Here is a 23,866-nt window from a genome sequence, read left to right as displayed (position 1 = left end):
AATTATCGATTAACGCATTGATTTAATGGGGAGAGAGATCGCAAATTCTGTTCCTTCTCTTGGTTGTGAAGCTACTTCAATGATGCCTTGATGTTTTTCTATAATTTGGTAACAGATTGTTAATCCCAAACCCGTTCCTTTGCCGATGGGTTTGGTGGTAAAAAAGGGATCAAAGAGTTTCTCTTTAATTTGATCGGGAAAACCGGGTCCATTATCGCGAATTTTAATACTGACGCGATCGCCAGCTATTTTCTCTGTTGTAATAATGAGTTGTTTGCATTTCGTCTCTGCTTCAAAGAGAGCATCTAAAGCATTCGCTATCAGATTCATAAACACTTGATTGAGTTGGGCGGGATAACAGAAAATAAAGGGAAGATCGCCGTAATTTTTCACGACTTCTACTCCTTGTTTGAGGCGATTGCTGAGGATTGTTAGGGTGTTATCGATACCGGAATGGAGATCGACATCTTTCATGTCCGCTTCATCCAAACGAGAGAAGTTTCGCAAGGATAAAACAATTTCTTTAATGCGATCGCTACCCATTCGCATAGATTTGAGAATATCGGGCATATCCGATCGCAAGAACTCCAGATCGATCTCTTCGATCAATTCTGCAATTTCAGGAGTATGTTGGGGAGATTGTTGCTGATAAAGTTCGAGTAACTGAAATAAATCCTGTAGGTAGCGATCGACATGAGCAAGATTACCATGAATAAAACTCACAGGATTGTTAATTTCGTGAGCAACTCCCGCCACCATTTGCCCCAAACTGGACATTTTTTCCGTTTGAATCAATTGTGCTTGGGTTTGCTTGAGATTGCTAAGGGTTTGCTGAAGTTCTTGGGTGCGTTTTTCAACCCGTTGTTCTAGGGTTTCTCGGGCAAATTCTAACTCGTGAGTATATTCTCCCGTCCAAGCGATTAACTGATTAAGAGAATCTGCGAGGATGCCCACCTCATCTTTGGTGGTAATGGGGGCGCGGAGGTCAAAATTAGAGTTCTTGGTCACTTCTCGGGCAACTCCCGTGACTGCTTCGAGGGGACGGGCGATGGCGCGACTGGTACGCCAAGCAAGTAAGGCCGCGATCGCCACCGCAAAACCCAAGCTACTGAGAACTATCCCCAAACGCAGGCGATCGGCGTTTATTTGCCTGACGATCGCGATTTCCTTTTCTTTTTGGGCAGCTTGTCTGATGCGAAGTAACTTCTCACTCAAACGCTCGAATTGTAAGCGAATATCAAGGGCTTTGGGTCCGGAGATGGCTTCGATCACCTGCTGTCGGGCGGCGGGGATATCTTTGGGTTTTAAATTGAGGGGGTCAATGCTTTTCCACAGAGTCTGCATTGTTGTTTCATAAGAGGCGATCGCAGCAATATAGCCTTGTTGCAGCTCTAAAAAATCTTTGGCCGGGACAGCAGTATGATCGGGATTAACCTTGATAAACGCAATCAGTTCCGAGAGAATCTCTCGGACGTGGGCAGTATTATTAAAAAACTCGCTGGTTTCGTACTCGAACCAAATAGCATCCTCTAAAACCGTCACCAATTGTTGCGGGTGAAAGCGAACATTAAGAACAGCATTATCGAGTGTGTTGAGAAAATCGTCCTGCTGTTCCGCCCATTCCAATTGTTGTTCTGCCTGTCTTTGATAGTATTCCCCTGCCACTAAACCGATCGCCCCCCCAAAAACAGCAATACCAATAGCTAGGGCGTAACCATAGCCGATCTTTTTGGCAATACTTAAATTTTTACCCAATCGGGAAAGAGAGCGAACAGGCTGTTTGACCATTGGCGGGAAAGAGGTTCCAGCGTGATCGTTGTTTGCGGATTTGCTCGGGATAAGGTTCATGTTTAAATTCCTTTTTTATCGGGGGTTATTATTAAAAATATTTTGTAGATGCTATGTTCGGTAAATACTATTTATCCTAGAAATGAATTGTGAAAAACTCGTGAAGATAGCTCTTGGTTTGCTAAATCTTTAGTAAGTTATAACAATTCTGCAATTCTGCTTGAGTTTACTGAATTAAGTTTTCTTGTCCGATCGCTCGATAAACCTCCCGAATCGCCTCGTAGTCGGCAATATTGACTGGAATAAAAGAAGAATCCTTGAATTTGCTGGCGAGGCCAGGGGAGGCGAAAATACCCTGTAGGATGCGCTCTTGATTCTCTAGCATTCGCGATCGCATTGCTGCGACAACAGTTTCTCCCAGTTGGCTGCTGGCTACGAAAATATCCCCAGGTAAAAGAGAGCTTGTCGCAATGATGGGATAATCCTTTTCAGAAAGATTTTCGTTTTGGATAACGGTTTTGTAGCGATGGGCAGCCCTGACAACCGCATCCACTTCGCCATTTTTTAAACTTTGTAGGGAATAGCTGCCCGACATTACTGTTTTAAAATAGCCTTGCGGCTCTAATCCCGCGTCTATCAGTATTTTCGTTCCACCAATATGGCTACTTGTCGAGCCAATTTTGTACATATCAACGGTTTTCCCCTTTAAATCCGCAAGAGATTTAATGCCGCTATCGCCACGGACGGCGATAACAGTGTGAAAATCGGTACGCTTGAGGGAAACTACCGGAATGGCCTTTGCTCTAGCCTGCAAGATAAGGTATTCCGAGGGACCTGCCCAAGCCAAATCGATTTTTCCCGTTAACATGGCTGGAGTTGCTGCAACAAAACTATCAACGGGGAAAAACTCGACCTTAGTAGCCAAAACTGCTTCAAGGGCTTCTCGAAAAGGCTCGTAATCTTTTTTGAGGACTTCGATTCCTTCCGCATCAGTGACAGTAAAGTGCAGGGTTTTGGGTAGGTCTACACTTTTTCCTTGCGTATTTTCCGCACCTTCAGTAGAACTACGGAAGCTAGAGGAGCAACTCCCTAGAAAAAGAGTAGAATACCAAAAGAAAGAACGTCGTTTCATGATTTTTTATCCTTCAAGTTGTTTAACAAAATGCAGCCGCGATCGCTACTGCAAATACTCGTCTTGTCCGATCGCCTTATAGACTTCGCGAATCATGTCATAATCGGCATCATTGGAAGGAGAAAAACTGACATCTTTGAACTTTTTGCCCAGACTCGAGGCTTGTATGGCTTGTAAAAGTTTGTCGGTATTAGCCAGCATTCGCGATCGCATTTCTTCCACGACTTCGGGGGCGAATTTACCAGCAACCACAAAAATATCTCCAGGAAAATTCTCTCCTCGAGCGATGATCGGATAATCAGTTTCAGTTGCCCCTTCTTTGGCCAATGCTTGTTGATAAATATGAACTGCTGTTGACCAAGCATCGACTCGACCTTGTTTTAACTCTTCTATTGTTTCTTGGCCGGACATGACAACTTGAAAGTCTGTTTTCGGGTTTAAACCTGCGTCCAAAAGCACCTTGATACCCCCTAGATGAGCCGTATTTGCACCCACTTCTTCCATATCAATTTTTTTGCCTTTTAAGTCCGCCAGGGATTTAATGCCGCTATCCCCTCGCACGGAAATCGTGGTGTAATAGTTGGGACGATTGAGGCTAACGAGGGGAACAGCCTGACTTCTGGCTTTAATCGCCACATATTCCGACGGTCCTGCCCAAGCCAGATCGAGTTGTCCCGATCGCAAGGTAGAAGCGGCAGCCAATTGGCTGTTAATGGGGACAAATTCGATCTTTGTCTCGAAGATTTCCGCCAGTGCCATGCGAAAAGGCTCATAATCTTGTTCTAGTTCCTGCAAGGTTCTTACATCTGTTACGCCAAAACGCAGGGTTTCGGGTAAAGAAACACTTGCTTTTGGAGCATTTCTCTCGGTTGCTGTGGTGCAGCCTGCTGTCAATAAGAGAGAATAAATTAAGAAATTACGTCGTTTCATTGTTTGTTTGAGGAAATTATTGAACGAGATTTTCCTGTCCGATCGCCCGCAAAATTTCTCGGATTTCCTCGTATTTCGAGGCATCGACGGGTTCAAAAAATGCGTCTTGGAAGCGAATTTTGAGTTCTTCCACAGACCAAATTGCCGCCATGAGTTTCTCGTTATTGGCTAAGATGCGCGATCGCATCTCTTCCACAACGGGGAGATCGAATTGGGAGTTAAGCACAAAAACATCTCCTGGGATGGGTTCGCCGATGGCAATTATGGGGTAGTCTGCGGTAGCAAGACCTTCTTCTTCTAGAATCGCGTGGTAGCGATGTTCTGGTCTTCCCAAGGCATCAATTTCTCCTGATACCAAACTCGACATGGTATTGCTTCCTGAAGTTATAAACTTCACATCCGTGTTAGGATTTAACCCCGCTTCTAGGAGAAGTTTAACCGTGCCAAGATGAGAACCTGTAGAGCCGACTTCATTAATCTCAATGGTTTTCCCTTTCAGATCGGCGACGGTTTTGATGCCGCGATCGCCGCGCACGGAAATTACAGTGCGAAAGTGAGGACGTTGAAGCGAAACGAGGGGAATTGCTTTGGCTCGAGCTTGCAAAACAAGATACTCTAATGGTCCAGCCCAAGCTAAATCTAAGTCTCCTGTTAACATAGCCGGTGCTGCTGCTACATGACTTTTAACGGGGAAAAACTCAATTGTGCAAGCCAAGATTTCTTCTAAGGTGCTGCGAAAGGCTTGATAGTCTCGGTTTAATTCTTCTTCCCCGTCAGCGTCGGTAATCGCAAAACGCAAAGTATCAGGCCAATTGGCGATCGCGGGTTTTTCTGTTTTTGTAGAATTACGACTTGTTGCGGAACAACTGGCGAGAAATAAGCAAGAATACCAAAAGAAAGAACGTCGTTTCATGGCTTTTAATCTTGTCAATTTTCCATTTATATGTTTAAGATTTGAAGAAAGATATTGAGAACATCAAGATAGGTTTTCTGAAGTAATTAATCGATTTCTGTTAGCAAAAACTTGTGATTGTTCCAAGGAAAAGCTAATTACTTCACTGTAACAATGAATTATGAAAAACTTGTGAAAACAATATTTAGGTATAATTATAGAGAAGCGTGGAGTAACTGGCGACCAAAATATCCCTACCTGCTCCTAAAATCCCCCAAACCTCCGCCGACTGGCTTGCTTGTTTCGAGCAAAACCTTACTCTCAACTTGGGAATAGGTAAGACATTCGCATTTCGGTTAAACTGGCTATAATTCCCGACAGAGCTAGGAGTATGTCAATGGAGACTTCGATTGAGGTTAGCAGTAGTAACTTTGCGGCGGATGTGATCGCCAAATCCGAGGATAAACTTGTCGTTGTCGATTTTTTTGCCACTTGGTGCGGTCCGTGCCAAATTTTGAAGCCTATTTTGGTCAGTTTATCCCGAGAGTATGATTTTATCTTAGCCACAATTGATATTGACAAAAATCCCGATTTAGCCTCTCAATTTGCTGTAACAGGTGTTCCCGATGTCAGGATCTGCGATCGCGGAATAATGCAGTCTGGGTTTGTGGGAGTTTTACCGGAGCCTCAATTGCGAGAAATTTTGGCTCAATACAATCTGAAATCCGATCTAGAATTGGGGATTGAAGAAGTTAAAAGTGCGATCGCCGCCGGAAATGTCAAAGCAGCCAAACAAATTTTTGATCGCCTCTTCTCCCAATTTCCCAATAGTCCTCTTGTTGTCATTCAAGCTGCCCGATTTCTTATTCATCTTAATAAGTTAGATAAGGCACGGGAACTACTAGATTCAGTGGGTTTTGAGAATCAAGATCATTTTAATAAAGCGCAATCTTTTAAGGCACTGATTGGCTTTAAACAAGCCTTAGATAAACCTGAAAATACAAGTTTAGGACGCAAATATGCTCGTGCTTGTCAGTTAGCATTAAGAGAAGAATATGAAAATTCTTTAAAACTATTACTAGAAGTAGTTGAAGCCGATCGCAAATATAACGATGATGGTGCCAGAAAAGCCATGACTTCTATTTTTGCCATTTTAGGGACTCAGCATCCTTTAACGAAAAAATATCAGCCCGAGTTAATGATGACACTTTATTAATTCTACACTTTATTAATTCTGGAGAATAAGGCACACTGAAAAGTTCTTCCAAGTTATATGATAATTTATCAAATACTTGAGGGTTTGGGAGTGTAAAGCATAACGTTAATTGGGCATAGACTCAACGGATTCTGTACCGCGATCGCCTTCTAACCAATATTTGCTATACTCTACAATCCCAAACCCTCTCCAATCCCAAATTTTCCCTGTTTCTAATCAGCCGTTGCCAATTCTGTACTACCCCGGACACGACGACGGGTTAAGCTATTAAACACCATGCGTCCGATCGCTTTGATCAAGTTTCCTTCCAGTTCGCCAAACATCTTCATATTCGCTTTGAAGGAAGCATTTGCTTCTTCAACGATATCTTCTGCGGTGGCTTGGTCGATCGGCAGTTCGTTCATGGCTTGACGATAATTGTCTTTAAATGCCTTCTCATCGGCAATTTCTGGGAACTCATAAAAATGGGTTCCTTCTCCTTCCGATAAATTCATACCCCGTTGGGCGATTTTTTTCAGGATTTGACCGCCGGATAGATCCCCCATATAACGAGTGTAGAGGTGAGCAAGTAACAATTCTGGGCGAGTATTGCAAATTTCCCGAATGCGATCGACGTAAGCCTGTCCCGATGCTGAAAGTTTAACTTCGTTACGCCAGTTAGGACCATAGTAGAACAGTAAATCCTGTTCTAAACTATGTTTGCGATTGAGTTCAGGGAAATACAGATGAGACAAAACAACATGATTTTTGTGGCGTTCCATTTCCTCTTCCATTGCTGAATAGACGAAATAGAGATTAGCCGTTAGTTTGCGATAGGAGGTTTTCTCCACGACTCCTTTTAAAAAGCATTTAATAAATCCCATGTTTTCTGCCATCGTATGGGCTTTCTTTGTCCCTTCTCGTAGCATTGTAGCTAAATTAACACTCATCAGAAATTTCCTGTTCTATGATTGGACGTTTGAGAGTAAAAAATCACCTAGTGTCTTAGGTTAAACCGATTTGTTGAGAAAATTCATTAAGATTTTTTACAGATTTAGTTCCAATTGCCGATCGCAATAAAAGATGACCAGAAAAAAGGATGGCTCAAGTTTGCATCGGTTTGACCTTGTAAGGCTGGAGGTAGGGGAATGCGACTCCCATTAGAAAATTGCAATTTTCCTTCAGAAATCCGCGTTTCTCCCTTGAGCAATTTTAACTGCGCTTGGCGTAAGGCTTGAACTTTAATTGGTGTTTGGGCGAGTTGTTGGTAATATTCTCCCATTAATGCTAGGGTTCCGAGATCGCTGACGCGCCAGACACTTGCAAGGGCAGATTTAACACCAACTTGAATTGCCAACCCTGCAAACCCTAACTCGGCACTTTCATCGCCAACTGCCGTTTGACAAGCACTGAGAACAAAAAGTTCAATTAAAGGGCGATCGCCGTCGGTCCAACCGAGACTTTTCGCCAGTTGTCTCAGTTCAAATAAGTTGAGTCGGCGATCGGTAAATTGAATGTAAGAATTTTCAATTTCTCCTGGTTTAAATTCGCCGTGGGTAGCCAGATGAATAATACCAAATTGACCCAGGCGATTTTCTTTAATAAAGTTTTCGACGGTAAATTCAGCATTGAAGAAAATCTCGCTTTGCCAAGATGTTTGGGCGATCGCTTCTAATTCAAGTTCGACAGCAGGAAGAGGATTTTGGTCTCTAAATTGTGTTGCTCCCATGGCCAAAAGTTTCCTTTTTCTAACATCAAAATAGCCAGTATCAGTTAAACCGAAACTTGGTATAACAGAAATATTATATTTCTCCATTAAAAATTGTTCTCCATCATGGAGAACACTAATAGGAATGAGGCGCAAGCCAGAATCCATAGAAAAGACTAGAGTATCAATTTCTCGATTTCTCAGTTCTTCTTCTAGGGGCGCAATAACCCATTGATACAATTGCTGTGCTGACTCGAGATAAACTGGCGAGACTCGACGAATATTAGTTATATTTCGACGCAAGTTTTTGACGGTTTCCTGGACAAGGGGTTTAGATGCTTCGGGAACTTGAACTCGATGGATTGAAGAGGCAATTTTTTCCGGGGAGAGACTCTGTTTTGTGGAGTTTGAAATTGAGGGGAAAATGCTTAGTATTTCTATTTGTTCCTGTTGACTAGAAACATAAATAACTGCGGATTTCTGACCCGTTTGCTGCCAATTTTGATTGAGAACTTGTACAATCTGTTCAGCAGTGGGGACTTTCCCACATCGTTCTAGTTTCAAATGATTACAAAAGTCTAGTGCTTGATATTCTTCTAGTAATTGAACAGCTTCACTGTTAGATGCTTGTTGTAGTTGTGCTTCATAAGCAAGGCGATCGGCTTTAAGAAAGTTTGATTCTAATTCTCTATTATTTGTGTCGAGATTGGGGACAATTTCGACAGGATTTGGTCCGGTAATATCAGATTGATTTCCGGATTGTGCCAAACTGGGATAAGGTGCGATCGCCATGCCCAGTCCTGCATAATAAAAAGCTAGTACAATATTGCCAAATTTATTCATTATTCTCCCAAATCTCAATATTTAAAATTAGGCTTAGAACTAGCTTAAAACTAGCTTAAAATTGAAAGCTGTAGCCAGCAGAAAAGAGAAAACGAGTGCCATCTCCCGCCGTTCCGGTAATATCTGTAATGGCGGGTACAATAACCAAAGGAATGTCTGCAAAGGGAACAAAAGAGAAACCCACCGTTAAATCTTGTCCCGTCCATTCCGCGATCGCGCTTGACCATTCCGTAACTCGAACAGATGCACTACCAAAAATACCGACGGAATTGACTCCATTTATAACATCATCTTCTGAGCGAAATTGACCGCCTCCCACGCCAACAGAAAGATAAAATTGACTAAAAGGGTCTTGGGGATTTTCCGAGAGGAGAAAGCGCCGCGTTACTACACCATACATTGAAGAACCGCCATCGGTTAAGCCAAAATTCGTTGCTCCTTGAACGCCAACGGCAATATTAAAATTATCTGGTAATTGTCGGTGAATTTTAAAACTAATTGCTCCATCGCTGAAAAGAGAATCTAGATCGACTAAAGTGAGAGAAATTTCTGCTCCGATGGTTTCCCTCGCGTCTCCCAAGCCAACTTTAACCCCCAATATGCCATCAGCGCGATCGCTAAAACGGGTTCTCGATTGTAATCCTACCCCGATCGCCGCGTTTCCCCAAGAAGCTCCGTAAGCAGAAGGTGTTACTACAGTGATACTAGGCGAAATCATCACATTTGAGTTCTGTTCTGCGGCTTTTTGGGGCAGGAGAGGGAGGATTTCCGGCTGAAAGGGTTGGGGAGGAATGGGTTGGCGATGGATGGGTAGAAAGGGTTCTCCGGTGTCGTCATTTTGACTGAATAGGTTTTCTGGTGGTTTGTTGACGCGGGGAATCACGTCTCGTTTTTCTTCTTCTGGTTTGAGGAAGAGTGATTGTCCTCCCACACTAATAGGCAAAAAACAAAGAAAAATTGCGAGAGCCAATCCGCCTATTTTACTATTTAGGATAGAGGTGCAATGGCGATCGCTAGTCATAAATACTCATGGAAAAAGTGAGGTTGATAGCTATAAATCGGTTATAGTCGATCGCCCCAGTAAAATAAATTGATCGAGCAATAGTTGTAGTGAATCTTAATATTCCCGCTTCTTGAGTTATGAGATCCCTCTCTCGAACCCTCCAGAAATTACAATCCTATCAGCCTCGAGTCATCGGTCTCGATCTTTACCGAGATATCCTAAGCCACCTGGAGAGAAAGCCCTCGCCAAGTAATTTTAAAAGATTTAATCTTCTTTTTTCTCTCCTGATCGCTTTATCTTTTGTATCTTTCCTTAAAATAAATAAAGGTTTTGAGGGACGAAAGCAACCGATTGCGATATGATCGATCCACCGTCTTTAGAATCCTGATGTCGCCAATTTCTCATGGACATTCAAGCACACCAATTTGTCAAATTCTTTGATTCCGAACGATCTGCAAAACTTTGTCAATTAGCAACGGTTGAAACTTTTCGTGATGATGCCATTATTTTTGAGGAAGGAGAAATTCCCGATTTTCTCTACTTGGTCCTCGAAGGAGAAGTTTTGTTCAGAAAACAAATTACAGGAAATAATTTTCAAATTGTCGCACAAGCTGTCCCCAATGATTTTTTTGGCGAATTTGGAATTTTGGACGGACAGCCTCGCAGCGCACAAGCGATCGTTCGTGGCCGTGCTGTCTTGGCTAAAATTTCTCGCAATATCGTGATCGATATTCTCAATAATACTAATGGTGAAGTCGTTCTTAAACTCTTTCACTATGTTATTCAGCGTTTGCGAACAACCACAGAACAATATGTAAAACAGCTTGCTTATAAAGAAAAAATGGTTTTGGTCGGGGAGATGGTGAATACCATTATTCACGATCTTAAGAGTCCTTTAAGTGGCATTCAATTATCTAGTGGTATGGTTCGAGAAATGTACCCAGATGATGAAGAAACCGTTGAATGGTGCAATTTAATTCAGGCACAAGCAACCCGCATGGCTGCTATGGCCGAAGAATTATTAGAATTTGCTCGGGGAAGCGCAGTCTTGCGTAAACGTCCCATTAAAATTTTGGAAACATTAAAGTATTTTGAAAAACTCAATCGGATTTATTTTCAGGATGAAAGGGTCAATTTTTCGATTACTTGTCCTGAAGATTTAATTGTTGAGTTTGATGATATGAAACTGATGCGGGTGATTCAAAATATTGCTATTAATTCCGTACAGGCTTTTGATAGTAATGGGGGCAATGTAGATCTATTAGTCAGAAAGTTTTCCGATCGCATTCGCATTGAAATTAGCGATAATGGTCCGGGTATCCCAGAAAGTATTCGCGCGAATTTCTTTGAAGCCTTTGTTACCTATGGAAAACAGGGAGGGACGGGACTCGGTACCGCGATCGCGAAATCAATTATCGATGCACATCAAGGTCAAATCTATTTTGAAACCAGTCACGAAACAGGAACGAATTTCTTTATAGAATTGCCTTTTTCTGCCACATCAGACTAAGATTATCTGCAATCAGAGTATTTTACGGACAAACAATTTAAAGACTTTACAAATCCTATCTTGAAAACCGGATTTTTTTATGCGAGTCAGCGTCCTTGGTATCAACAAGCAATAACAGTAAAAAATAAGATAAGCACATTGTTTCCATCTGTGAGATTCTGGAGGTAATGAGTCAATTTTGTATTTATGCGTTATCCGAGATGGTTTCCTTACCCTCGCTGTTTTGTTCGGATGATTATTGGGATTAATTCGATCGCAATGTCGGGGATTGTGGTGGGAATTTTTGTCTTGATGTTTGGTGGTATGGCTGGGTTGATAACAGTTATTACTAGGGGTTTGGGTGTTGTGATGGTTATTCCTTTGGTGGGAGTGGCGATCGCGGGGCCGATTTGGCTTCATGCTCATGTTCGTCAGTTGGTGGCGGCGATCTGCAACTTGTTTCGTCAAGAGCCTCTCTCATGGTCGTGGAATCCTCCTAAGCAGTTCTGGCATGAGTCTTGGGTTGATTGGGTCACTACTATTGGCAGTTGTTTGTTTGTTATTTTGGGTTATAAGTTGCTGAGAGGACTGGTTTTAGATGATTTTGCTGGGAATATTCCTTTGCGTGATGCTGAGGACGATTTTTTGTTGTGGGTATGGGTCTTTTTGATGCTTTATATTCATCAGGTTCGTTATCTGGTTCTCCAATATTGGGAGGAGAAGCGAAAACGGAAGAATAAGCGGGCTAATCGATCGCAGTTGCCTCGTGCCAAGCGTCCAGTTAAAGCGATTGATGATTCTGACCAAGAACTCAATCAATTGCGCTGGCAGCAACGTCAGAGGGTATCGCCTCCTCCACTGCCAAAAGACTCGATCGATGAAGAACTCGAATGGTTAAAGCGCGAGATGGAGGATAAGGATTAACCAATGTGGCAAACACAATGTGAGAGGGGGTTCTTGTCCTTTTCTATTGTAAATACTTATTTGTAATCAATATTTTTAATCAATTGCAGCGACTCGAAACCCCATTTGACACTCATACAATTCTGGCAGATTGGTGCGATCTTGGGAATAGTCATCGCGATCGCCTCGGATCGCCTTTTGAGGTTCAGGCGATCGCAGTGAAGAAATAGCCAAACCGCATCCCAGTTTCCCCTGATGCCAACGCGGTAAACCTTTGCTATTGGCTAAAAGACAGTTACAACAGACCTGTTGGGGAGAAAGCATTTGTTCGTCCATAAGAATTACTAACATGATTCCCCTCCAAAAGTGTTCGCGAATACTACCTATATCCTTATTCTAATTTAATTTTTTGCCCAGACAGTGGGAATGACTACATAGCTTAATCAAAATCTTCCAGCGCAGGAGCGCGATCGCCCCTAGTCAATGCGGTATGATGAAAAACCTACAGACTACTAGAATAGTTCTTATGAGCGAAAGTAACTCAGATTTTCTCGTCCAAACCGATCCCGAAATTGCTAGTATTATCAATCTCGAACTGCAACGGCAGCGCGATCGCCTCGAACTCATCGCCAGCGAAAACTTTACCTCTCCTGCGGTTATGGCAGCCCAAGGATCGGTTCTAACCAATAAATATGCCGAAGGATTGCCCAAGAAACGCTATTACGGCGGTTGTGAATTCATCGATCGCGCCGAACAACTGGCGATCGATCGCGCCAAACAGCTTTTTGGGGCGGCCATGGCCAACGTTCAACCCCATTCCGGCGCACAAGCTAACTTTGCCGTTTTTCTCGCCCTCCTCGAACCTGGAGATAAAATCTTAGGCATGGACTTATCCCACGGCGGACACCTCACTCATGGTTCTCCTGTCAATGTTTCTGGGAAATGGTTTCAAGTCGCACAATATGGAGTCGATCGCGAAACTGAATGCCTCAACTACGAACAAATTCGCGAAATTGCCCGCAAAGAACGCCCCAAACTGATTATTTGCGGTTACTCTGCCTACTCTCGTATCATTGATTTTGCCAAGTTTCGGGAAATTGCCGATGAAGTTGATGCGTACTTAATGGCAGATATCGCCCATATTGCCGGATTAGTAGCAACCGGACACCATCCCAACCCTGTCCCCCATTGCCACGTTGTCACCACCACCACCCACAAAACCCTCAGAGGACCGAGAGGAGGCTTAATTCTGACTCAAGATAAGGAATTAGGCAAACAATTCAATAAAGCCGTTTTCCCAGGTACTCAAGGCGGGCCCTTAGAACACGTTATCGCCGCTAAAGCCGTCGCCTTCGGAGAAGCCCTCAAACCCGAGTTTAAAACCTATTGCGGACAGGTAATCGAAAACGCTCAAACCCTTGCCTCTCGACTCAGCGAACGCGGGTTTAAGATTGTTTCTGGGGGAACTGATAACCATCTTTTTCTCGTGGATCTGCGTTCTATTGCCATGACCGGTAAAAAAGGCTATCGCCTCCTCGAAGAAGTCAACGTGACAACCAATAAAAATACCGTTCCCTTCGATCCCGAATCTCCCTTCGTCACCAGTGGCGTGCGTTTGGGTTCTCCGGCCATGACCAGTCGAGGCCTAGGCAAAGAAGAATTTGTGGAAATCGCTAATATCATCGCCGATCGCCTTCTCAACCAGGAAGATGAAAGCATTGCTGAAGATTGTCGCCATCGGGTCGCCAGTTTGTGCGATCGCTTTCCTCTCTATCCTCACCTGAAAATTCCCGCCCCGGCGATCGTATAACAAGCAAAAAATAGGACTTACGCAGCTAGGGAGCATCTCGCTCCCACTCCTGTATTCTATGGTGATGGTAGTGGCGCATCTTGCCCTTGAAGGTATCGATAATTATTCATCGTCTGCTTCCATACCAACACAAGAACAGACCAAATTGCGATCGCCAAAAGCATTATCGATGCGTCCCACGGGAGTCCAGTATTTATGTTCTTTTGTCCAAGGTGCGGGATAAGCAGCTATTGCTCGAGAATAGGGGCGATCCCAATCATCAGACAATAAAGATTCTGCCGTATGAGGCGCATTTTTCAAAGGATTATTCCCTGGATCCATCTTTCCCGTTTCAATAGCTGCAGCCTCCTCGCGAATAGCTAACATTGCCTCACAGAAACGATCTAACTCTTGTAAAGACTCGCTTTCCGTTGGTTCTACCATCATCGTCCCAATGACAGGCCAGGACATAGTAGGGGCATGAAACCCATAATCCATCAAGCGTTTAGCCACATCATCTACTTCAATTCCCCCTCGTTTTTTTAAAGGTCGTAGGTCGATAATACATTCGTGAGCCACTAAGCCAGACTTGCCTTTGTATAAAATAGGATAAGCCTCCTCTAGGCGCTTGGCGATATAGTTCGCACTAAGAATCGCCACCTTACTCGCTTGAGTTAGACCTTCCTCCCCCATCATGGCAATATACATCCAGGAAATAACCAAAATACTCGCACTTCCCCAAGGTGCCGCAGAAATTGCCCCAATACTATTTTCTCCCCCCAACTCAACCACAGAATGACCAGGCAAGAAAGGCACGAGATGAGATGCAACCCCAATAGGGCCAACCCCAGGACCACCACCACCATGAGGAATACAGAAGGTTTTATGTAGATTTAAGTGACAAACATCCGCACCATAGTCCCCTGGACGACACAACCCCACTTGAGCATTCATATTTGCGCCATCTAAATAAACTTGACCGCCGTATTGGTGAATCATTGCACATATCTCTGTCACCCCTTCTTCAAAAACCCCGTGGGTTGAAGGATAAGTGATCATCAAAGCAGCAAGGTTAGCCCCGTGTTTTTCGACTTTCCCTTTGAGATCAGCAATACTAATATCCCCTTGCTTGTCGCATTTAATTGTTATCACCTTCATGCCGCACATGACTGCACTGGCGGGGTTTGTTCCATGTGCGGACTCAGGAATTAAACAGATTTTACGGTGTCCTTCTCCTCGATGTTCATGATACTTGCGAATGACCTGCAACCCAGCATATTCTCCTTGAGAGCCGGCGTTGGGTTGCAAAGATACATCCGCAAACCCAGTAATTTCCGCTAACCATGCTTCCAGTTGCGCGAATAAAATTTGATAACCTCGGGTTTGAGATAAAGGTGCAAAGGGGTGAATTTTGCCAAACTCGGGCCAGGTTACGGGGAACATTTCGGCGGCGGCATTGAGTTTCATGGTACAAGATCCCAAGGGGATCATCGAGGTAGTGAGGGAGAGATCCTTACTTTCCAAACGATGTAGATAGCGCAAGAGTTCCGTTTCTGATCGATAACGGGTAAAGACGCGATCGCGCAAATATTCGCTTTTTCGGGCAAAAGGTTCGGGATAGTCAAAATGTAATTCTTTTTCGATTTCTTCCACGGTAAAGGGCAATTTATCGCGGTTACAGAAAGTATTCCAAAGGTCGATCACATCCTCTTCGGCGGTGGTTTCGTCGAGGGAAATGCACACTTGTCCATCCAATAAGCGTAAATTAGTGCCTCGTGCTTCGGCAACTTTAACGAGAGCTTTTGCACCTTCTTTCCCGACTCCCACGCACACTGTATCAAAAATCGGGACGCGATCGATGCTATAATTCAGCCGTTGGAGTCCGGCGGTGAGGAGAACTGTTAGTTTATGAATGCGTTGCGCGATCGCCTTTAACCCGTCGGGACCGTGATAAACTGCATACATCGAAGCAATCACCGCTAGTAGCACTTGAGCCGTACAAATATTACTGGTCGCTTTGTCTCGGCGAATATGTTGCTCTCGGGTTTGCAGTGCCAAGCGCAAGGCAGGTTTGCCGTGACTATCTTGAGAAACCCCCACCAGTCGCCCTGGAATGTGCCGTTTATGGGCTTCCTTCGTGGCAAAATAGGCAGCGTGAGGTCCTCCGTAGCCCAAGGGGACACCAAAACGCTGAGTGCTTCCCACGGCAATATCTGCGCCAAATTCACCTGGAGGGGTTAAGAGGGTTAAACTGAGAGGATCGGCGGCAACGGTTACTAAAGCACCCATTTCGTGAACTTTCGCAATGAAAGAACGATAATCAAAAATCATCCCATTTGTGGCTGGATACTGTAATAATGCGCCAAAAATAGGGGTTTTAAAATCAAAAAGTTCGTGATTTCCAACAATTACTTCAATATCAAGAGGTTGGGCGCGAGTGAGAATCACTTCGATGGTTTGAGGATGACAAGTATCGGCAACAAAAAAGGTATTTACTTTATTTTTACACAGTCCATAACTCATGGTCATAGCTTCGGCGGCGGCGGTACTTTCATCTAAAAGAGACGCATTGGCAATTTCCATCCCCGTAAGTTCAATAATCATGGTTTGAAAGTTTAAAAGGGCTTCCAAACGTCCTTGGGCAATTTCTGCTTGATAAGGGGTGTAAGCGGTATACCAACCGGGATTTTCTAAAATGTGGCGTTGAATTGGAGGCGGGGTAATACAATCATAATAACCCATGCCAATATAGGAACGATTCAGTTTATTTTTAGAGGCAATGGCTTTGATTTCAGCTAAGGCAGTATATTCACTTTTCACTACAGGTAAATTAAGCGGTTCTTTGCTGCGAATATTAACCGGAATAGTATTATAAATCAATTCATCTAAACTGGCATAACCCAGACTTTTTAACATTTTCTCCACATCTTTTTCATCGATCCCGATGTGACGTTGAGCAAAATTATCGATTCCATTTTCTTGAGTCGTTGAGGGTAATTGTTGGGGACTCCCGAGGAGTAAAGTGGTCTTGGAGGTAGTTTCGGTGTTTTGCATTCTGGATTTAATGGTTTAGGTCAAAGGGACGAGTGTTTACGGTTTAGGCAATGTCTTATTATGTTTTAACAAATATTCTCTCAAAAAATGAACAAAAAGGAAGTCAAGGATCGTGCGATCGCACTTTTCGGGCTGTTTTTTCCAGTTTCCTCCGAGAAAATACTGAAATTATTGGGCTGAGTGCAAAACCCCAAAACGGAATATTGGGAAATTATGGGGCGATCGCGGAAATGGTTTAATTGTTACCTTGTTACGCTATTTCAGCCAAGGAACTCACTTAATGAACAGATTGGCAGATAGATCTATTATTCAAAGATATTTTAACGATGGCGATTTTGGTGGAGTTTTTCTGCTACTATTTCCGAGGGACGATTTTTGAGGGGATAAACTTTAAAAACAGAGCGAGAATTCCTAAAAAACATAATCCCATTAATCCCGCTAAAGGATTGCGATCGACTCCAGTAATCCACGGAGAAACGCGATCGCTATAGTTCACCAAATCACCCACAACAATAATATAATAGCCCCAAATTAAGCCCGCGTGCAATCCAATTGAACTTCCCAAGCGGTTGTTAAATTTGCGCTTACTCCACACTAAAATTAGTCCTAACAACACTAATCCAGGAAATTGTGGAAAAGTGCGAATCATTTCTGCAAGAGGCTTGATAAAATGGACAGCAGCAAAAATAAGAGCATTTACCCAGAGAGAAATCTGTGGAGAATAATCTCGTTCTAATTCATCTAAAAACCAACCGCGAAATACTAACTCTTCAGCAAATCCTACTGCTAAGGACATCAATAAACCTTCAAAAATAACATTGATAAGATTGCGAGAAGGTTGTAGAAATGCCCAGCCAAAAATTACCATCAGCGCAAATAAAGCAAGAGTCAACCATAAGCCGACTGCTAAACTATTGAGAAATTCTGTCCCATTTTTGCGATTCCAGATTAAACCATAATAATTAAAAACAGCAAAAATTCCCCAAACTTCTCGACCCCACAACCGCAATAAAATCAGAAATTCCAGATAAAGAATTCCCATTGTCACAATCGATCGCAAATTAGGATCGTAACTTAAGAGAAAATGTAAGGGAATTAAGAAAGGAAGCCAGGCGATCGCTAGGGCGATAACAAAAAGACCCAGCCGTTGATATGCTGGGCGTTTAATAACAAAGAGAGGGACTAATTTCAAAGTGATGCTCCTCGATCGCAATTTTAGGAAAAACAGAGAATAACGAAGGGAAAACCAGACAGACAATCTTTATTCATCTGGTTCAATTGTGCTGGTCAAACCGTGATTTTTCAACGTTTCGCAATAGAATTCTGCCGGTTCCAACGCACAGGTAATGACCAAGGCAATACCATTGCTATGTGCCTCCATCATAATACTAACGGCTTGAGGCTGTGTGAGTCCTCCTATTGTCGTGATGAGGGTTTGTACAACGTGTTCCATCGAATTAAAATCGTCATTATGTAGCAAGACGCGATAGCGTGGAGCAATTTTACGAACCGTTGCGGTTTTTTGACCAATTGCCGGTTTCTCTAATACGTCTGTAGACACGAGTGCTATACCTCCTAATGAAATCCTCTTGTTAAGAAAATATTGAGAATGATTGCAAGACACTGCCCCATTTTACTCAATATTTCCCCAAAATATTTACGGGAGGACAAAAATTTGTAGAATAGCGAAAGTAATCCTAAAAAACAATAACTCGAGATGGTATTTCGCTTAACTCTCCCTCAAGCTATACAAGTCAACCCGGAAGAAGTGAATGCACTCCTCCAAGACTTGGGGATCGCGGCAGGGGTGATATTCGTTCTCTACATTTTCTTCTTCTTTATTCTCCGCTTTTGGTTTCGCCGCTTACGAAACGATTTACCCCTTGTTTCTCTGAGTGTCTCGCGTTTACCCTCGGTGATCGTTGCGATCGCCATTAGCCTGAAAATTGCCTTATCTAAACTTGAGTTTCTCAAAACTTACCCTTGGATACAAAATATTTTAAGCGCAGCGATCGCCATTTCCATAACGTTTTGGCTAGCGCGGCTGTTTACCAAGGTCATTATCTACGCCCTGAAAAAGTTCGCCGAACAAAGCGAGGCCATGTGGGATGATGTCCTCATTCCCATCCTCGAAACTATACTCCCAGTCATTATTTATTTGGTAGGGGGTTTGATTACGATTCAAAGTTTGGGAATTGACTTAACGGGTTTATGGGTGGCGATCGGCGGTATTTCCTTTATTTTAGGTTTTGCCCTCCAAGATATTCTCGCTAACTTTACCAGTGGTCTAGTTCTATTGATCGATACACCTTTTCGTTTCGGGGATGTTATCGCCCTACCCGACGGCTCCAGTGCCATTATTAAAAAGATCGGCTTGCGGGTAACGCAAATGTATATTATCGACACTCACTGCGATATTTATATCCCCAATGGTCAGTTACAAGGGCAGCAACTTACCAATCTCAGCCGTCCCACCTTCCACTACTACTACGCCCTGAATATTCCCCTTAAAGCCGATGTCGATCCCGCTCGGGCGATCAGCTTAATGGAATCCGTCGTTCTTGCCCATCCCGACACCCTAGGGGACATCGATCGCAAACTCGAATGTCTCCACAAATATTATGGTTTTTCGGGAACGAAGTTAAATGCAGATCGAAAACGAGAAAACGGTCAGCAGCGTTTGATCGCAGAAAAAGCAGTTAATATTCAACTCGACAAAATTGAGAAATCTTTCGAGGTCCTCTCCCAGAAAATTGGGGTGCTTGAAGAGGGAGGATTAGACATGAATGAAATTCGTTCCATTCAGGTGGATTTTCTGGAAATTTGCGATACCGTCGGTCTGGAGGTTCAGGCCGAACGCACGGGGCGACGCAGACAAGCACGCCTCGAAGAAATGCAAGGGGAGATGGCTACAAATAAACTGATTCTCCTTGTCCGAACTTGGTATGAGTTATGGTTGAAAGATCCCGATTTGATGCGAGAAGATAAGGAGATTTTGCCCCGGGAATGGGAACAAAAACTCAATTTACTCAAAAGCAAACTCAATAAATTGTTTGCAAAACTTAACGATCCTTCCGGTGAAGAAACCCGTCTTGATGATGCTATTGCAGTTATACGGCGTTGGCTGCGAGAAGAATTCAAAAGTTCTCGCAATGAGTGGCAAGATCCAAAAATTTGGGTCAATGAAATCGATTTGAGCGGTAGGGTCTTGGAGGTGAAGTTCTTTGTTGATGATATCAAGTTAGAACATTGCTTGCGGGGCAATCGCATTCAAAGTGAAGTTAATCGCGACTTGAATTGGCAGTTGAGAGATGCTTATCTCTACACTTAAAAGAATGTTTTTGGCAACCTGCCCTTTGGGTTTTCTGAAAGGGTGGGTTTTCTCTAGCTTGCCTCAGAAGATTGCCTGATCTGAAAAAATAAAGATTTCCTAATTTTAAAAGGGGAGAAAAATTTGTAGAATATCTGAGGTAATCCTAAAAAAACAATCCCCTAAGATGGTTTTCTGCTTAACTCCCCCCCAAGCTATACAAGTCAACCCGGAAGAAGTGAATGCACTCATCCAAGATTTGGCGATCGCGGCAGGGGTCATATTCGTTCTTTACATTTTCTTCTTCTTCATCCTCCGGTTGTGGTTTCGCCGCTTGCGAAACGATTTACCCCTCGTTTCCCTGAATGTTTCGCGTTTGCCCTCGGTGATCGTGGCGATCGCCATTAGCCTGAAAATTGCCCTATCTCAACTTGAGTTTCTCAAAACCTATCCTTGGGTACAAAACATTTTAAGTGGCGCGATCGCCCTTGCAGTTACCTTCTGGGTAGCGCGATTGTTTACGGAAGTGATCGCCTATGCTCTGAAAAAATTCGCCGAACAAAGCGAGGCCATGTGGGATGATGTCCTCATTCCCATCCTAGAAAACACGCTCCCGATCCTCATCTATTTAGTGGGGGGTTTAGTCACGATTCAGAGTTTTGGGGTTGACTTAACCGGTTTATGGTTGGCGATCGGCGGTATTTCTTTTATTTTGGGTTTTGCCCTCAAGGATATTCTCTCCAATTTTACCAGTGGTCTAGTGCTGTTGATCGATACGCCTTTCCGTTTTGGGGATGTTATCGCCCTACCCGATGGTTCTCGTGCCGTGATCAAGAAAATTGGCTTGCGGGTGACGGAGATGTATGTCATCGATACCCACTGTCAAACCTATCTACCTAATGGTAATTTTGAAAGCCAATCTATTGTCAATCTCAGTCGCCCCACGTCTCACTACTATTATTCTCTGAATATTCCTCTCAAAGCTGATGTCGATCCCGCTCGGGCGATCGTTTTAATGGAAGCCGTCGTTCTCGCTCATCCCGATACTCTGGGAGAAATCGATCGCAAACTTGAATATATCGATAAATTCTACGGTTTTTCGGGATTGACGGACAATGTAGATGGCAAGCGAGAAGCGGGACGCAAGCGTTTAATTACTGAAAAAGCGGTCAACATTCAACTCAACAAAATTGAGGAGTCTTTCGATCTCCTCGCTCAAAAAATCAATCTTCTCGAACAAGGAGGATTAGATTTGGATGAAATTCGTTCTATTCAGGGGGATTTTGTCGATATTTGCACAAATGTGGGCTTGGAGGTGCAAGCTGAAAGGGTGGGACGACGCACGCGACAAGCACGATTAGAAGAGATGACGGAAGAGATGGGTGCAGATAAATTAATCGGTTTGATTCGAGCTTGGTATGGGGCTTGGCTAACTGATCCTGATTTGATCCGAGAAGATAAGGAGACTTTACCGCAAGAATGGGAGCAAAAACTTAGTTTGCTCAAACTCAAACTCAATAAGTTATTCCGCAAACTTAACAATCCTTCTGGGGAAGAAACTCGCCTCGATGATGCGATTGAAACCATACGGACGTGGTTGCGGGAAGACTTCAAGAGTTCTCGCAATGAGTGGCAAGATCCGAAAGTCTGGGTCAATGAAGTTGCTTTGGGGGGTCGTTCCCTCGAGATTAAGTTCTTTGTTGATGATATTAAGCTAGAGCATTGTTTGCGGGGAAATCGCATTCAAAGTGAAATCAATCGCGACCTAAACTGGCAGTTACGACAGGCTTATCTCTACACTTAAAGGGTTGAGATAAATTTGCTATGGCTCTTTTGATTAAGTACAAGTATTAGTCAATAATGAGGAAGAAGAGAAGAAAAGATTTTTACATTTCTTCTCTTTTTTTATTGACTTTTGCATTAATTTGTGCTTTACTCAAACTCTTATAATCTTCGCTTTCTCTCTATATTTCAAAGTTAGGATTATTAGAGGCAAAATTAGGATTGTAGTAGGGATCGCCACCGATTTTTTGCCAATATTCTCCCCATTTTTCGGCTAATTTTTGCCGCTCTTCCGGTCTGACTTGGCGATCGCTACGACTGGCAGATCCGTAGTGACTTAATTGAGCATAAGGGGTAATAAGGTTGCGATAGCCAGCTTGATGTGCTTTTAAACATAAATCGACATCATTATAGTTTAAAGCAAATTCCGTGTCTAGTCCTTGTAATTCTGCAAAAAGTGCTTTTCTCATCATCAAACAAGCACCGGTTACGGCAATATAATTACGATTGACCAAATTAGAGAAACTATAGCCTTGATGTGCGCCTTCATAACCGTAAAAAACGTGCATGGGATGAATATCTTCGACAATAACTACTCCTGAATGTTGAATTTTACCATCAGGAAATAAGAGTTTTGCGCCCACGGCTCCAATTTCTGCTTGTTGGGCAAATTCAAACATAGATTCTAACCAGTCTGGTGTTATCACTTGGGTATCGTCATTGAGAATTAAAATTATATCTCCTCGGGCTTTTTCTACACCGAGATTAATGCGAGTGGAGAAATTAAAAGGAGCGCGATCGCGGACTAATTCAAGTTTGCCTTCTAATTTACCTTCTAAACGTTTTAAAATCTCCTCGGGAATATCCCAACCATCAACAACAACAATTTCAAAGTTGCGATAGGTGCTTTTTTCTTGAATACTTTGAAGACAATTTTCTAATAAACAAATACTTTTTCCTGCTTCTTTTATTTGCTTTCCCGCACTGGGAATAATAATACTGATTTTAGATTCTGCTTGTAACTGACGGCGCAGGCGAAACACTCCCGCCATTTCTGTTTCTGCCACAAAACCGGGATAATGACTGCGTTCTAACATTGATTCTAATGCTTTTTTTCCTGTTTGAAAAGCATCGGGTTTTCCCTGTACTCCCGAGGCAGAAGAAGAGGCGATCGCCCGCCAATGATAGAGAATTTTAGGGATATGATAAATATTTTTTGTCTTTTCAGTTAAACGCAAGACTAAATCATAATCTTGTGCGCCATCAAATTCGCTTCTAAATCCACCTATTTCTCGCACTAATTGAGTGCGATAAACTCCAAAATGGCAGGTGTACATTTGCGTGTGAAAATACTCGGGGGACCAATCGGGTTTAAAGGCGGGATCGAAGTGCTTTCCTTTGGTGTCGATATGATCTTCATCTGTATAAATAAAGTCTGCATGGGGATAAGTTTGTAGGAGTTTAGCAACTGCAAATAAAGCATCGATCGCCAATTCGTCATCGTGATCCAATAAACCTATATATTCTCCTGTTGCTAGTTCTAATGCTGAATTACTGGCGGCGGAAATGTTACCATTTTGGTCGCGGAAAATGACCTTAATGCGGCGATCGCTTTCCTGATATTTCTGCAAAAGGGGACGAATATGAGCAGCAGAAGACGCATCATCGGCGATACAAAGCTGCCAATAGGGGTAAATTTGCCCTCTAACGGATTGAATTGCTTTTTCGAGCCAAACTTGTTCTACGTTATAAACGGGCAGCAGAATGGAAAATAACGGGCAATGGGACCATGTTGCGATTTCCGCTCGGGCGCTTTGAATGTCCGTTTCCGCAAGACGATGCTGTTTTCGCCACTGCTGATAATTTATCTTTCCTCGCAACTTGGCCAAAAGGCGATCGCCCAGAAAGGCGATCGCCCTGAGTGTCCCTTGTTCTTTCTGGATAGACTTGAGGTTTTCTAGTTTATCAACTAAGTTCATCTCTCAGGATACATTTTGTCCAACTACTTCTTTACCAGATTAAGACCGATCGGCATTTTAGAGAATCTC

At 43.2% G+C, this 23,866-nt stretch carries 19 protein-coding genes; 7 read left to right on the top strand and 12 right to left on the bottom strand.

Annotated features, from left to right (window positions below):
* Nucleotides 1-9: 9 nt before the first annotated feature.
* The 4 genes from JUI58_RS17500 to JUI58_RS17485 all read right to left on the bottom strand — a co-directional run bounded on the left by JUI58_RS17500 (nt 10) and on the right by JUI58_RS17485 (nt 4,781).
* Complete coding sequence (locus JUI58_RS17500; RefSeq protein WP_204105090.1) at nt 10-1,848, bottom strand: ATP-binding protein; 1,839 nt, start codon at nt 1,846-1,848, stop codon at nt 10-12.
* A 166-nt stretch (nt 1,849-2,014) separates the two neighbouring features.
* Nucleotides 2,015-2,920, bottom strand: a complete 906-nt coding sequence (phnD, locus tag JUI58_RS17495; protein ID WP_204105089.1) for a phosphate/phosphite/phosphonate ABC transporter substrate-binding protein — start codon at nt 2,918-2,920, stop codon at nt 2,015-2,017.
* Between the two features lie 45 nt (nt 2,921-2,965).
* Nucleotides 2,966-3,850, bottom strand: coding sequence for a PhnD/SsuA/transferrin family substrate-binding protein (locus JUI58_RS17490; protein ID WP_204105088.1), 885 nt, complete (start codon nt 3,848-3,850; stop codon nt 2,966-2,968).
* 16 nt (nt 3,851-3,866) lie between these two features.
* On the bottom strand, nt 3,867-4,781 hold the full coding sequence (locus JUI58_RS17485; protein WP_204105087.1) for a PhnD/SsuA/transferrin family substrate-binding protein: 915 nt from the start codon (nt 4,779-4,781) through the stop codon (nt 3,867-3,869).
* Between the two features lie 358 nt (nt 4,782-5,139).
* On the opposite strand from JUI58_RS17485, the gene JUI58_RS17480 reads away from it, so the two are divergent.
* Nucleotides 5,140-5,958 (top strand): tetratricopeptide repeat protein, encoded by an 819-nt coding sequence (locus JUI58_RS17480; protein ID WP_204105086.1) that lies wholly within the window; start codon nt 5,140-5,142, stop codon nt 5,956-5,958.
* A gap of 212 nt (nt 5,959-6,170) precedes the next feature.
* On the opposite strand, the gene JUI58_RS17475 is transcribed toward JUI58_RS17480, so the two are convergent.
* The 3 genes from JUI58_RS17475 to JUI58_RS17465 all read right to left on the bottom strand — a co-directional run bounded on the left by JUI58_RS17475 (nt 6,171) and on the right by JUI58_RS17465 (nt 9,458).
* Nucleotides 6,171-6,887 (bottom strand): heme oxygenase (biliverdin-producing), encoded by a 717-nt coding sequence (locus JUI58_RS17475; RefSeq protein ID WP_204105085.1) that lies wholly within the window; start codon nt 6,885-6,887, stop codon nt 6,171-6,173.
* A gap of 104 nt (nt 6,888-6,991) precedes the next feature.
* Complete coding sequence (locus JUI58_RS17470) at nt 6,992-8,488, bottom strand: CHAT domain-containing protein (RefSeq protein ID WP_204105084.1); 1,497 nt, start codon at nt 8,486-8,488, stop codon at nt 6,992-6,994.
* 55 nt (nt 8,489-8,543) lie between these two features.
* Nucleotides 8,544-9,458: a hypothetical protein gene (locus JUI58_RS17465; RefSeq protein WP_204105083.1), complete on the bottom strand. Its 915-nt coding sequence runs from the start codon at nt 9,456-9,458 to the stop codon at nt 8,544-8,546.
* A 436-nt stretch (nt 9,459-9,894) separates the two neighbouring features.
* Here JUI58_RS17465 and JUI58_RS17460 point away from each other — a divergent pair, with 436 nt between their 5' ends.
* Both JUI58_RS17460 and JUI58_RS17455 read left to right on the top strand, forming a co-directional pair.
* On the top strand, nt 9,895-11,001 hold the full coding sequence (locus JUI58_RS17460; protein ID WP_204105082.1) for a HAMP domain-containing sensor histidine kinase: 1,107 nt from the start codon (nt 9,895-9,897) through the stop codon (nt 10,999-11,001).
* 186 nt (nt 11,002-11,187) lie between these two features.
* Nucleotides 11,188-11,904, top strand: a complete 717-nt coding sequence (locus tag JUI58_RS17455) for an APC family permease (RefSeq protein ID WP_204105081.1) — start codon at nt 11,188-11,190, stop codon at nt 11,902-11,904.
* A 75-nt stretch (nt 11,905-11,979) separates the two neighbouring features.
* Here JUI58_RS17455 and JUI58_RS17450 read toward each other — a convergent pair whose 3' ends face one another.
* On the bottom strand, nt 11,980-12,234 hold the full coding sequence (locus JUI58_RS17450; protein ID WP_204105080.1) for a hypothetical protein: 255 nt from the start codon (nt 12,232-12,234) through the stop codon (nt 11,980-11,982).
* 175 nt (nt 12,235-12,409) lie between these two features.
* Here JUI58_RS17450 and glyA point away from each other — a divergent pair, with 175 nt between their 5' ends.
* Nucleotides 12,410-13,693, top strand: a complete 1,284-nt coding sequence (glyA, locus tag JUI58_RS17445; RefSeq protein WP_204105079.1) for a serine hydroxymethyltransferase — start codon at nt 12,410-12,412, stop codon at nt 13,691-13,693.
* 102 nt (nt 13,694-13,795) lie between these two features.
* Here glyA and gcvP read toward each other — a convergent pair whose 3' ends face one another.
* A complete protein-coding gene (gene gcvP, locus JUI58_RS17440; RefSeq protein WP_204105078.1) occupies nt 13,796-16,726 on the bottom strand; it encodes an aminomethyl-transferring glycine dehydrogenase in 2,931 nt (976 codons plus the stop codon).
* A 50-nt stretch (nt 16,727-16,776) separates the two neighbouring features.
* Between gcvP and JUI58_RS17435 the strand changes: the two genes are divergently transcribed.
* Nucleotides 16,777-16,965, top strand: coding sequence for a hypothetical protein (locus JUI58_RS17435; RefSeq protein ID WP_204105077.1), 189 nt, complete (start codon nt 16,777-16,779; stop codon nt 16,963-16,965).
* Nucleotides 16,966-17,081: 116 nt separating this feature from the next.
* Here the strand turns inward: JUI58_RS17435 and JUI58_RS17430 are convergent, their stop codons facing one another.
* Nucleotides 17,082-17,918, bottom strand: a complete 837-nt coding sequence (locus JUI58_RS17430; RefSeq protein WP_239121547.1) for a type II CAAX endopeptidase family protein — start codon at nt 17,916-17,918, stop codon at nt 17,082-17,084.
* Nucleotides 17,919-17,987: 69 nt separating this feature from the next.
* Nucleotides 17,988-18,287, bottom strand: a complete 300-nt coding sequence (gene clpS / locus JUI58_RS17425) for an ATP-dependent Clp protease adapter ClpS (protein WP_204105076.1) — start codon at nt 18,285-18,287, stop codon at nt 17,988-17,990.
* A gap of 156 nt (nt 18,288-18,443) precedes the next feature.
* Here clpS and JUI58_RS17420 point away from each other — a divergent pair, with 156 nt between their 5' ends.
* Together JUI58_RS17420 and JUI58_RS17415 are read left to right on the top strand one after the other, a co-directional pair.
* Nucleotides 18,444-20,057: a mechanosensitive ion channel family protein gene (locus JUI58_RS17420; protein WP_204105075.1), complete on the top strand. Its 1,614-nt coding sequence runs from the start codon at nt 18,444-18,446 to the stop codon at nt 20,055-20,057.
* 166 nt (nt 20,058-20,223) lie between these two features.
* Nucleotides 20,224-21,840, top strand: coding sequence for a mechanosensitive ion channel family protein (locus JUI58_RS17415; protein WP_204105074.1), 1,617 nt, complete (start codon nt 20,224-20,226; stop codon nt 21,838-21,840).
* 160 nt (nt 21,841-22,000) lie between these two features.
* Here the strand turns inward: JUI58_RS17415 and JUI58_RS17410 are convergent, their stop codons facing one another.
* Entirely contained in the window at nt 22,001-23,797 is a 1,797-nt protein-coding gene (locus JUI58_RS17410; RefSeq protein ID WP_204105073.1) for a glycosyltransferase, read from the bottom strand.
* Between the last annotated feature and the right edge of the window lie 69 nt (nt 23,798-23,866).

Origin of the sequence: Spirulina sp. CCY15215 (genome assembly GCF_016888125.1) — a bacterium.
Lineage (GTDB): Bacteria > Cyanobacteriota > Cyanobacteriia > Cyanobacteriales > Spirulinaceae > CCY15215.
The sequence above is the reverse complement of the archived record's forward strand: the minus strand, read 5'-3'. Positions and strand labels throughout refer to the sequence as shown.